Source organism: Moorena sp. SIO3B2 (assembly GCF_010692525.1).
Taxonomy (GTDB): Bacteria; Cyanobacteriota; Cyanobacteriia; order Cyanobacteriales; family Coleofasciculaceae; genus Moorena; species Moorena producens.
In genome coordinates, this window is record NZ_JAAHHE010000061.1 from 18,559 (window position 1) to 31,043 (window position 12,485).

Here is a 12,485-nt window from a genome sequence, read left to right on the forward strand (position 1 = left end):
CCTCACCTAATTAAAAGCCTATACACTATACAAAAAATGAATTTTCTGTGGAAGTTTTTTGGTGGAGATGGATGGCGTCGGTTTCGCCAAGACCGAATGGCTGTAATCGGGTCTATTGTACTTATAATTATGGTGCTTACCATTGTTTTAGGGCCATTCATTGATAAAACACCTATTGACAAAATTGACTTTAGTCTATCCAGTGCGCCACCAAGTTGGGAACATCCTTTTGGTACTAATGATTTAGGGCAGGATCAACTGGCTCGGGTATTGTGGGGGGGACGCATCTCTTTAACGGTGGGGATTGCGGCTATGGTAGTGGCGATTTCCTTGGGAACTTTAATTGGAGCGTTATCGGGTTTCTATGGAGGAGTAATTGATACCTTCCTAATGCGTCTGACGGATTTATTTTTAGCATTACCTCAGCTACCGTTGTTACTGTTAGTGATTTATTTATTCCGAGATGTCATGCGGCAGCTGGCTGGGCCAGAGTTGGGTATTTTTATATTGATAGTGCTAGTAATTGGTTGCTTGAATTGGATGTCGGTGGCGCGATTAGTACGAGCTAGTTTCTTGACAGTGCGAGAGATGGATTTTGTAACAGCAGCTCGCTCGATTGGTGCTAAACCTCGTCGATTGATTTGGGCTCATATTCTTCCTAATGTGCTTAGTCCGGTAATTGTTGCGGCTACCTTGGCGGTGGGAAATGCGATTATTACTGAGTCTACTCTGAGTTTTTTAGGCTTAGGTTTTCCCCCTGATGTTCCTACCTGGGGACGAATGCTATTTGATGCCCAAAATTATATTGAAATAGCGCCTCATATGGCAATTTTTCCAGGATTAGCGATTTTTTTAACAGTGCTCAGTATTAATTATATTGGGGATGGATTGAGGGATGCTTTGGATCCGCAAACAAGGAGGAAGTAGGGAATAGGCAAGAGGCAATAGGCAATAGGCAATAGGCAAGAGGGAAAATGTTGGACTAATCACTCTACAGCCACTTGCCTATGTTAAAAACTAGGATACTCGATAATATCTAGGTTGATGGTTTCAAACCAAAACTCGACTAAAATACTCACGATACAAATGGCATCGAGGTACGACTCGATTACCCTGCTGCTCTACTAATCCCATACTATGTAGCTTGTAAATCTGGAGTGAATCTAATTCTACTGGCTCCCATGAAGTGACAACTTGCTGCAATGCTTTAGCTAATTCTGGTGCTTGTCGTAGTGCTTGCAAATGTCGTCGTAAATGGTTGCTGTAAATACCTGCTTCTGTGGCTGCTGCTTGTAACAACTCCTCTAATGTTATCTTTCCACATGCAATTTCATATATTCCTAAACGTATTAGATAAGGATGTCCGCATACCATTTTCATGAGCTTTTCAACCTCACTATTGTTCCAATTAAGCCCATGGAAACAAGCTAAACTTTTTACTTGAATCGGGTCAAATTCTGTTAGTTCTAATGGTACTCCCGCATTGAAAGGAGATTGATTGATATCTAAGGGTATATAAACTTCCGTTGAATGGGCGACGACTAATCGCAGTTGTCTCCAGACATCAGCAATTTTTCCTTTTTCATGCCAGCTGCGTAGCATACCCAAAAAATCTTCAATGACCTCCCTATAGGAAAATAGACGATCTATATCATCTAATCCTAATACCAAAGGACAATTAATTTGGGGCAATAAATACTCTTCAAAGTACAGTGTACAGTTATCGTTGCTACCGAAAATTTCTGTATACCAATAATTCTCTAGCTGATTAGCTAACTTTAACTCCCGACTAACCTGTAGGCAAAGCCAACGTAGAAACAGCTCCAAATTAGTCAAAACGGACTTATTGACGCTATTCAAACCCAGATACACTGTTTGATAATTTTCCGAAGCAGCATGGTCTAACAGCTTCATGATCAAAGAGGTCTTACCCATTAAATTTGGGGCTTTAATCCGAATTAACGCCGCCGGTTTAACTACTGTTTTATAGCCAAGAGATTCAATACCATCTCGTTCAATGTAAAAGGGAGAAGACGGTGCAACGGCACCTTCTGTAAACGGTAATTCTGTTGCTGAAACACGGAGCGATGATGGCAATTTTATCCTATCTTGTAGTTTTGTTTTACCTCTCTCTAAGGCGACTTTAAAATTCTTTTTAGTTAACTTTTCCCCTAAAGCTTCAGACAGCTTTTTCCATAATTGATTGCCAATATCTTTGTTAAGGTACTCTGTACTATAGCCAGAGCGTTTGCCAATTTCTTCATAGGTTAGTCCTTCCCAAGAACCTTCAAGTACAAGTATTTCTATATCATTAAGGTGCTTTTGGGTCTTTTGGAAAAGCAGTTGTTCTGCTATTTCTTTTGCCTGCTGCCAAGTCAATCCTGATTCTAAGTTACTCATTCTGAGTCGTTTCGGATGAAGACACAGATACCAGGGTAAGCGCAAGACAAATTGAGCCAAAATGCGATATAGGGCAAGAATTATGACCATATTAAGCCAAGATTGCTCAGCACTATTGCATATTTATATCAATATTGTTGATAAGAATGCCGCCTTATTGATTCTTGCGTTTACCCTGACACAGATACCAGTCTGGATTCTATTTTCTATATTACACGACTTGGCAAGTTAAGGGTGAATCAAGGAGCCACAACAGGGTAATCTGGGAGACATCACAGTTAGAGAGTTAACCGGGTGTATCTCATATTTGTAAAAAAGAAGGGGGAGTGTCGGAAGTTTGGGAAGTGTGGGGAGAGGGGGAGATACGGAGATAGGGAGATAGGGAGATGGGGGAAATTTTTATTAAGGGTAATGTCATATTCGTCAGTATCCCAAATTCCATACATTCGTGCCTAGCTCAAATTGAGGATTTTTAGATTTCATGTCTGAATTCCTTGTGATTATTACTGTGGTGGAGGTAGATGCATCCTTTTCACAGTCACTTATCCTGTGGATGGATAATCAGTACAATCACGTTGTAACGATGCCAGAATGTTACCGTTCGCTCGCTTGAGATAAAGACCCTATGCCCCAGCCTTCCGGTTAGTTGCCAGTAGTTTCGGCATCCGACCTGTGAGCGCCCTTTAGTTGTCTAGCATCAGCACTGCAAAGCGTTTGTTGCCATTGACGGTGTAAGGCTCAACATCAAAAATTCTCGCCCCATTTTGTTGCCACAGTTGATTAACTTGCGCTGCGGTTTTACCGTAGTACCACCACCAGCGTTGACCTTGAGAGCGTTCCATGACGACAGTAAAAGTATTGTTGCCACGTCTTTCGATATCGATTAATCTGGCTTTGTTTTCTTTGAGTTTCGAGCTAATAAAGTTGGCTGATTTGTTGGAATAAACCCACCACGCCTTGTGGTCTGCACCTGTATTTTTAATCATTACAGCACTAAACCGGCGCTGACCACCGACAACATAGGTATCGAGGTCAACAATGCGTGCTTTATTATCCCTGGCTTTTGCCATGATGTCATTAAAGGAAAGGTCAGTATAGTACCACCAAGCTTTAGCTTCAGAACCTGTATTGGAGACGAGAACGACTGCATAGCGTTTTTTGCCATTGACCCGATAAACTTGCAAGTCGATAATCCGAGCCCGATTTTGCGAGAGTTTTTCTTTGAGCGTCTGAGAAGTTATACCGTAGTACCACCACCATTTCTTAGCATATGCACCTTGGTTTTTTACCATTGCGGCGCTAAAGCGATAGGGAGAGGTAGATTCTACTTCCAGGTCAATAATTCGATAACCTTCCTTAAGCTTGGCTTTGATTTGGTTAACAGACACACCTTGCAACCACCAAAACTGAGTAGGAGTAGTGTCTGATGTTTCCGTCAGAGCAATCTGTGTATTGGCAGTGGTTTCTAGTTGATTAGCTTCTGAGGAAAGAGGCTGCAATTGACGAGTAGATTCGGGGAAAACTGGACTCGATGCATTAGCATTTAAACTCAAGAGTGGTAAAGTGAATCCGAGTGTTAGGAAGAATGCGATCGCATTTCGTTTCATAATCTTTGTTCACCTGAATGCATAGATGTAATGTGGAGTGAATGTCCAACTAGCCAATTTGCTCTCTTTTGCGTGCTAGTTGGGGTTAATGGTAGATGCACTCTAGATTTGAGTTGACGAAAATCGAGTCATTAAGTTCCCACTAAAATTCTCAGTTAGAAGAAACAAAACCAAGCTGTCTGGGGTAGCAAATCTTGTATTTGTATGCTGAGGGGGTGACATGAGCCCCAAAAAGCTTACTCTATAAGGCTTTGATGCCAATGGGCTCATGGAAGATACAGTCGGAAATTAACCCTCAATTCATTTCCTGGAAGCCCAAACCCTTATAACTACGTCCAAAGTCAGCCCAAAACAGAATGTATATTTTTGTGAATTATCGGCTGAAATTACTACCCAGTAAGGATTTCAGCTTGCATGTCACCCCCCCAGATTTGTATGTACAAGCCGAACAAGAATTAACAGGTGATTTCTCACATTGCACGCGCACAGAAACAATGCCTTCAAAGTCTCCTGTTAACTTTCGGAATTGAGGAAGAGCTGGTGCAGCAGATACATTAAAGACTTGAAATATCCCCACTGGGCCTTCAAGTTCGACCCTGAGATCGTGGTTGCCAGTAGCTTCTATTTCTAGGCTAATATTGCGACGAATTCCTGATTGCCAAATTAAGTCGGGTACCCAAAGGCAATCAGTAGAGCTATCCGGTTGGCGAGATACTTCATTTTCTACGCAAGCGGTTGGTAAAAACCAGACAAGGGTTGGAAAAGGTTGAGTTAGTTCTTCTGCGTAAAAGAAGAGAGAGTCAAGAATTAAAACAGCAGTTTCTGCTTGGTTATCTGTAGGAGAAGGGATTAATTCAATGCTTGTTACCTGCTCAAATTCTTCAACAAAAGGCGCTCCAGCACGAACTTTCCTTGTCAGGGGTTCAGTACAGTTTTTGGTGACAATTTTTACTTCAAAGTTGCTGTTACCTCGATTAGTAAAGTTTGCGAGAACTCTTTGAGGACGACGAGAGCGGAAAATGTTTCTGCTCCCTTCTTTACAAAGCATCTGCACTGTTTCCTGCATCCAGGATATTTCAGGATATGACTGTTGTTTCATACATTCAGAAGATTGATAAACCATTTAGATTTCCTATTGATTTAGGTTGTAAATGTGGTAATGAGTTTTTGGTGATTCAGTGTAGGCAATGTCTAGACTACCTGCTACACATCACGCTGCCACCACAGGACCACATCAGCAAAGGTCATACGACCCTGGGTAACCACAAATTTGATCCGATTGTTGCCATTTTTGAGTAAATTGGCACTAATCACTTCGTGGATGCTGTTTAAGCCAGAATTCCCTAAAGTAAAACTGACCTGATTAGAATTATTGACAGAAATATTGAAGCTAACTCGCTCGCTAGTGGGATAAACCATGAAGGCAAGAATGGATCTTGAACCTAAATGGGCATCACTGGGAAGAGAAAATGAAAAATCTTGATCGATATCTCCGCCAACTTGCAAAGTGAACTTGCTGTCTCGTATAATGCTATAGTCTGAAATTCTAGCCATGATTTTTACCTCTGATTAATTAGTACATTGCTCAAGCCCAAAGCTGAAATAAGCTTGATATCAATCATTATCTTGGTAAATATAGGAAGCAACCATGGGAATAAAATCAGGTAATTCCAAGGATAGTTGAGCGATAAAAATAGGATTAAATCAGGTCAAACAAAATTAAAATAGGAAAAAGTCAGGTGGATTGCTCTGGGCTGGCAAATTTATGCCATCATAGCTATATCCCGCAGTAGATGTGCTGTGCTGCCATGACTGACAATTCACACTCTGATTACGAATATCATATTGGTGGTAGTCTTCCGGCTGATGCACCGAGTTACGTGACGCGACAAGCCGACTGGGAACTTTATCACAACTTAAAAGCCGGACAACTTTGCTATGTTCTCAATTCCCGACAAATGGGTAAATCTAGCCTGCGCGTGCGGGTGATGGAAAAGCTACAAGCAGAAGGGATCGTTTGTGCTTTTGTTGATTTGACCGGGATTGGCAAAGAGGGTATTACTCCCGAAAAATGGTATGCCGGAATTATCTATTCTATTGTTAGTAGCCACCCGCTCAAAGAAAAATTTAATTGGCTTTCTTGGTGGCGGGAACGCAGAGATTTACTTTCGCCCATACAGCGCTTGCATTCGTTTATTGAGGATATTTTTTTAACAGAAACACAAGAAAATATTGTCGTTTTTGTTGATGAAATAGACCGCGTTTTAAGTCTAAATTTCTCGTTAGATGATTTTTTTGCTTTAATCCGCTTTTTTTACAATCGGCGAGTAGATAATCCTGCCTATCGTCGTCTGACTTTTGCCCTTTTGGGAGTGGCAACTCCCAGCGATTTGATTAAAGATAAAACCCAAACTACTTTTAATATTGGTCAGGCCATAGAACTACAAGGATTTAAATTACAGGAATCCCAACCTTTAGCTAAAGGTTTAGCAGGAAAAGTAGATCAGCCGCAAGGGATTTTAGCAGACATCCTCGCTTGGACAGGAGGACAGCCATTTCTGACGCAAAAACTATGTCAGCTTGTAGTTCGAGAAGCAGACAAAGATAGAATTGTGAGTTCCCGATCCCTTGAGGAGATAGTACGCAAGCAGATCATTGAGAATTGGGAAGCACAAGACGAACCCGAACATTTGCGGACAATCCGCGATCGCATCTTCCGTAATCCTCAAGGTGTTGCTAGGCTCCTCGGCATCTATCAACAGATTCTACTGCAAGGAGAAATCATTGCTGACTCTTCTGTTGAACAAACAGAGTTGCGTTTAGCAGGATTAGTGGTACAACAGCAGGGTAAATTAAGGGTCTATAACCGAATTTACCAGCAAGTTTTCAATCAGCAATGGGTAGAGAAGCAATTAGAAAAGCTGCGTCCTTACTCGGAAAATTTCACGGCTTGGGTTGCTTCCCATTATCAAGATGAATCCCGTCTATTGCACGGTCAAGCATTGCAAGATGCCTTGCAATGGGCGAGTGATAAAAGTTTAAGTCCCATTGATTATCGTTTTTTAGGGGCGAGTCAGGATTTTGAGAAGCGAAAAGTTGAAATTAATCTAGTTATTCAACAAGGAGAAAGTCGGCTCTTAGCCCAGGCCAATCAAACTTTAACCAAAGCGCAACAGCAAGCTAAAGCCGAATTAACCAAAGCGAAACAAACAGCCAAGATGATCGTTGGTATTGGTTCTGGCATTCTGGCAATTTTGTTGTTAGTTGCCACCGTCGTCGGATTGCAAGTTAGACAAGCCAAACGGGAGCTTGCAGAATTAAAGCTATCACTGCTTAGTGTCAACTCCCAAAAAGCGTTGGACTCCAGTCCCTTTGAGTCTCTGTGGAAAGCCCTGCAAGCAGGACAAAAACTACGAGGCATGGAAAAGTGGCAGCCAGTGGAACCAGAGACACGTAAGCAGGTAATTGATACCCTCCGTCAGGCAATTTACCTTACTACCAAAATATCCGGGAACGTGAGAGCCTCCCTGTTTCAAGGGCAGGGTAAGCGCAAGAATCAATAAGCTGTAGCTTATTGAGAAAAAACTGGGTTCATTCTCAACTATTAAACTCTATTGAGAATCAAGTTCTACGAGATTATAGGGGTTTCGAGCCACGATCAACCGATATCCAGCCAATGCACATTATGGGCAATTTTTTCTTGCGCTTACCCTGGTTTCAAGGGGAGGATGAAACGGTTAGAAGTTACCGTAAGATAATGGAGCCTTTATGGTTGATTGGTTATGCAAAAAAGGTTAAAACTTATTGATTAAGGCTCCATTATCTAAGGTTTCGTCTCCGGACGCGACGGGTTTTAACCCGCCGTGTCCCTCTGCTTAGGTTCAGGAAATCTGGCTATTAGGCTTCTGATCAGCTCAGATGGAGTCATACCACGCCGTTCTGCTTCCTGCTTTAACTGCATTTTTTCAAATTTGGTAATTCGGATCATCAATCTTTCGTCTTTCATTTGTGAGTTACCATTTGCGCGTACATTTGTTACGATTATAGTGGGAGGTGATAAGATGTACAAGACGATTCCAGTAAAAGCAAACTTCACGGACGAAGAGCGAGCCTTTTGGGTTTTTCAATGCCAGCAAGCTAATAGCTTATTAAATTGTGCTATCTATTACACCAAACAGAAACACTACAGTTGGTTAGAGCAAAAAGAAGAAGCTTTTACAACCTATTGGCGAGGGGATGATCTTAGATATGGGTGGAAGACCTATAAATGCAGCATTAAGCATGCCGAACTCTGCAAGAATTTAAAGGAAAATCATCATTACAGGGCGATGGCGGCTCAATCAGCTCAGCAAACCCTCAAGACTGTAGCCGAATCAATCAATAGTTATAATCACTTAGTTGGCCATTATTACAAAGGGAATGTTGATCGACCAAAGCTACTAAGATACAGAAAGAAAGGCGGATTGGCAGCTGTGACTTTTCCCAGGCAAGCTCTCAATTACAAGTCAGGTTTGTTTTACCCATCCATCAGCAAAGAGACAAAGCCTGAGTTGATCACTGAAATAGCCCTAGAACCGCCAGATTTCATAGATCCAGACTGGGTAAAAGAGGTTACTGTTCGCCCATATTTAGGAGAATTGTGGATTGATTGGGTTATTGACGACGGAAAGCAACCAGTCTCTGACAACCCCAATCTTGACTACTCCCAGGCTTGGAGTTTCGATCACGGCGGGGATAATTGGCTAACAGGTGTTTCGACTCACGGTAAAAGCCTAATTATCGACGGTCGTAAGCTAAAGTCACTGAATCAGGCATACTGCCGGTTAGTAGCCAAATACAAAGCAGGTAAGTCTGATTTTTACTGGGACGCTAACTTGGATCGGGTTCAGCGAAAGAGAAATAACCAGATGAGAGATGGGATCAACAAGGCTGCTAGGTTCATCATCAATAGGTGCCTAAATGATCGAATCGGAAACTTGATCGTTGGTTGGAACGAGAGGCAGAAAGACCGTTCTAACATGGGCAAACGGGGTAATCAGAACTTCGTTGTAATCCCCACTAAAAGGCTAATCGAACGGTTAAAACAACTTTGTCCAGAGTATGGAATAAAACTCACAATCACTGAAGAATCGTACACCAGTAAAGCGTCCTTTCTTGACGACGACAGCCTCCCAAAAATTGGCGAAAAACCCAAAGGATGGAAACCGTCGGGTAAACGAGTTAGGCGCGGATTATATAAAACCTCTTTTGGGTGGCTAGTAAATGCGGATTGTAACGGAGCCGCTAACATAGCCCGAAAAGTAGCCACACAGCTAAAAATCGACCTAGCTAAGGTGGGTAGGGGAGTTTTGGCACTCCCACACCGGTATGACCTTTTCACCTCAATGAATAGATCATACAGGACAAGATGTGAAGAAGTGCGGTTTCAACCCACTTCGTAACAACCTTGTAGAATCCCCTGTGTTTTAACCAGGGGAGATGTCAAGTGGTCACAACAACCAGCTTACCAGTATCAAATTTAGCCCTGATGGCAAGCTCTTAGCTTCTGCTAGTCTTGACAGTAGGATAAAGCTATGGGATGTGACCACAGGAAAGGAACTGCAAACCTTAATTGGTCACCGTCATTGGGTTAACAGTGTGAGTTTTAGCCCTGATGGTAAATTGCTCGCTTCTGCTGGGTCTGATAACACGGTAAAGTTGTGGAATTTGGAGCTAGATCTTGATAATTTGATGAGGCTAGGTTGCAACTGGCTTGATGATTACCTAGCTACACATCCTGAGATGGAAGAATTAGAGTCTGCTTGCCAAAGTGCTCTTGAAAAGAGATATAGCCATTCTCATCACGAGTGAGGACAAACCTTACTTCTTTACTTCTGCCTTCTGCCTTCTGCCTTCTGCCTTGCTTTTGCCCTTAGTATAAGTATTCAACCGGACATGATATTAATCCACCCGGCCAAATCGCCCAAGGGGAAACAGACGGAATAAGACTTTACCAAAAATTTGCTCCCTATCCACCAAGCCCACCAACAACTTATCCTGATCATCTGGATTTTTACCCAAAACTAAGTAGCAACAAGAGGGGATGTCTATCTCTAGTTCTTGGTAATCTTGGATGGGAATTCCTTGAATGTAGTCAGTTTGCAGCAGATGACCATTGACATAAACCTCTCCTTGCTTAATGGCAAACGTTTCCCCAGGTAACGCCACAATCCGCATCATGTAGTTGTTACCATTAAAGCCTTGCTTAGCCAAATCCTTGTTAACCCAAAAGTCAATTACATCTCCGTGGTGGAATTTGCGCCAATGACGGGTGACCATATCCGTGAGAACCACATCACCGCTCTGGACTACTGGTACTACCGTTGATTTTAGCCCACTGTCAACCCTATAGATGCTGATAGTGAGAATTAGAACAACAAACAGAGAAAATCCCAACAGAATATAGCCCAGACCAGGGTTTTTAGAACGTTCAATCAGGGGGGCTGGAACAGGTTTATTCCCCACAAAATACTGACGCAGGGCATCATGAATAAAACGATAACGCCCTCCCACTTGCTGAATCAACCGCCGTTCTGCGGCATAACTGAGGAACTTGGCATAGTTCCAAGGAATTGCTCCCCTTTGCCATAAAATCAGCCTCAGGGTCAAGTGCCGTATCAAGTCTTGACCCCCAGTTCCTAGTGCCAAACTCAAGCCTACAAGTAAACCCATTCTTAAAGAGCTAGTCAAATCAACGTTAGCTTCTGTAACGATGGAGATAAGGGGATCAATTAATGCCCCAGCCTGAAAAGCAAACAGGGCAATAATAAACGTGCTTTTAAACGATTCTTTTATACTTTGATTAGGTTTTTCTAAAACTTTAATCTCTGTTTTTAGCCCAAAAATCAGCCCACAAATCAGCCCACAAATCAGCCCAAAAAACAGCCCAAAAATCAGCCAATAACTCAGCCCAAAAAACAGCCCAAAAAACAGCCCAGATTTCACGCAATAACAAGTAGTTATAGCAAAAGCTTCAGCATTTAGTTCGTAGTATTTAAATTCCTCAAAAAACAGCCCAAAAATCAGCCCAAAAATCAGCCCAAAAATCAGCCCAAAAATCAGCCCAAAAATTAATCTAAACGCAATTCTTTCCCGACCTTTTTTTAACCAATATGACTGCATATTTTCAATGAGAAATTCAGTGGTTGAATCGGCTACTAATTGCCGAGCTAGATAAGTCAACCAATGTCTAGTCTCCTCATCCCCATAAGGAACTCCCTTGGGATAGTTTTTCGGATTAAGGGGTAACTTTAAGCGCTCCTCCACATAGGCTGACCACAGTTGTGCCTCATTGGTAATCGGCTGCCCCTGGTATGCTGTCACCATCACGTTTAAAAACAGGGGTTTATCTGCCATTTCTCTCATCTGAGCATCACTGGATAGCAGTTGCCAAAACTTCGGTTTACCTAGGCGCTGGAGATAATTTTGGATTTGGACTTTATTGGGGGACTGCAAACAATAAGCCCCATTAAGTTCACGCAGTTTGACTTTTCCCTGCTGATATTCCTCCAGGCGACAGCAAACCACCCCACGGCGTTGGATGTTTTGCTTGAAAAACTGATTAATTTTGGTGATGCACAGCCGTTGACGGGGTATGCCTAACTCGTCTAAACCATCGAGAAGGGGCAGTAGTTGATGGTTTTTCAGCCATTGTTGGCTAATTTTTACGTCAATGCTGTAATTGTCCTTGAGTTGAGCCACTAACCATTGATCAAGGGGTTGCTGATCACTTTTCCAGGCAGAAAGCTCGAAGATGATCGGGACCGGTGCAGCATGATTCTGTTCTGCTTGCTTAACTAAATCCTCTGCTAGTCTTAGTAAAGTGGTCGTTTTTCCAGACCCCGGTTCCCCTAAAATTAGTAACCGACCTTGCACATCTGGTCGTTCAAATACCTCCATTGCTGAGGTTTGAGGCGCTAGGGGAATTACTTTCTGTCGCTGGTCACGTTCTACCGCCCCCTTGCTCTCCTCCATGGGTAATTCCAGATAGAGATTAATCTCTAACTGGTCTTGGTGCAGAGAATCCTGGAGTCGAGTTGTTACCTCCCGCTTAACTGCTTTCAGTAAGTCTTTGCGATTGCAACTAGCAGCATACTGATCACGCTCAAGCCAGCCAATTAGCTTGCCTAGTAATTCTCTCCAAAGGGGAGCTGGCACATGTCTTGGCTGCTCCCGATGATTAATGTAATTACCCTCAACATACACACCGTGGTCAGCAAAATCAGTCTCGCGGTAATTACGTCCTGTCTTAATTTCACGCTCTGGCCGCTTTCGTTCTTCAGTCACGACTGTTAATCAAGCTACAGTGATCAAGGTGTAGTTTGGTGTTAAGATTGCTGAGTTTCCTGCAAATCTTGCAGGGCACCGATAACAAAACTAGCAGCCGGATGGTTCAGCAGTTGCTCAAAAGCACTGACACCACCAGCTTTCAAGGCACTG

General features: G+C 42.6%; 10 protein-coding genes. 4 read left to right on the top strand and 6 right to left on the bottom strand.

Going from position 1 to position 12,485, the window contains the following annotated elements; genetic code table 11:
- The first annotated feature begins 36 nt into the window (after positions 1 to 36).
- Entirely contained in the window at positions 37 to 927 is an 891-nt protein-coding gene (locus F6K38_RS15960) for an ABC transporter permease (RefSeq protein ID WP_008185203.1), read from the top strand.
- Between the two features lie 123 nt (positions 928 to 1,050).
- Here F6K38_RS15960 and F6K38_RS15965 read toward each other — a convergent pair whose 3' ends face one another.
- The 4 genes from F6K38_RS15965 to F6K38_RS15980 form a co-directional block, all read right to left on the bottom strand.
- Complete coding sequence (locus F6K38_RS15965; protein WP_287356912.1) at positions 1,051 to 2,490, bottom strand: AAA-like domain-containing protein; 1,440 nt, start codon at positions 2,488 to 2,490, stop codon at positions 1,051 to 1,053.
- A gap of 593 nt (positions 2,491 to 3,083) precedes the next feature.
- A complete protein-coding gene (locus F6K38_RS15970) occupies positions 3,084 to 4,007 on the bottom strand; it encodes a hypothetical protein (RefSeq protein WP_008185195.1) in 924 nt (307 codons plus the stop codon).
- 373 nt (positions 4,008 to 4,380) lie between these two features.
- Positions 4,381 to 5,130 (bottom strand): hypothetical protein, encoded by a 750-nt coding sequence (locus F6K38_RS15975; protein WP_287254077.1) that lies wholly within the window; start codon positions 5,128 to 5,130, stop codon positions 4,381 to 4,383.
- An 80-nt stretch (positions 5,131 to 5,210) separates the two neighbouring features.
- Entirely contained in the window at positions 5,211 to 5,561 is a 351-nt protein-coding gene (locus tag F6K38_RS15980) for a hypothetical protein (protein WP_008185193.1), read from the bottom strand.
- A 254-nt stretch (positions 5,562 to 5,815) separates the two neighbouring features.
- Here F6K38_RS15980 and F6K38_RS15985 point away from each other — a divergent pair, with 254 nt between their 5' ends.
- Positions 5,816 to 7,570: an AAA-like domain-containing protein gene (locus F6K38_RS15985; protein WP_287356914.1), complete on the top strand. Its 1,755-nt coding sequence runs from the start codon at positions 5,816 to 5,818 to the stop codon at positions 7,568 to 7,570.
- 290 nt (positions 7,571 to 7,860) lie between these two features.
- On the opposite strand, the gene F6K38_RS15990 is transcribed toward F6K38_RS15985, so the two are convergent.
- A complete protein-coding gene (locus tag F6K38_RS15990) occupies positions 7,861 to 8,013 on the bottom strand; it encodes a plasmid mobilization protein (RefSeq protein WP_008185190.1) in 153 nt (50 codons plus the stop codon).
- A gap of 55 nt (positions 8,014 to 8,068) precedes the next feature.
- Between F6K38_RS15990 and F6K38_RS15995 the strand changes: the two genes are divergently transcribed.
- Both F6K38_RS15995 and F6K38_RS16000 read left to right on the top strand, forming a co-directional pair.
- Positions 8,069 to 9,448 (top strand): RNA-guided endonuclease InsQ/TnpB family protein, encoded by a 1,380-nt coding sequence (locus F6K38_RS15995; protein WP_044493431.1) that lies wholly within the window; start codon positions 8,069 to 8,071, stop codon positions 9,446 to 9,448.
- Between the two features lie 37 nt (positions 9,449 to 9,485).
- The gene (locus F6K38_RS16000) at positions 9,486 to 9,857 is read left to right on the top strand and encodes a WD40 repeat domain-containing protein (protein WP_008185188.1); all 372 of its coding nucleotides are present in this window, start codon (positions 9,486 to 9,488) and stop codon (positions 9,855 to 9,857) included.
- Between the two features lie 90 nt (positions 9,858 to 9,947).
- On the opposite strand, the gene lepB is transcribed toward F6K38_RS16000, so the two are convergent.
- Complete coding sequence (lepB, locus tag F6K38_RS44200) at positions 9,948 to 12,332, bottom strand: signal peptidase I (RefSeq protein ID WP_287356916.1); 2,385 nt, start codon at positions 12,330 to 12,332, stop codon at positions 9,948 to 9,950.
- Between the last annotated feature and the right edge of the window lie 153 nt (positions 12,333 to 12,485).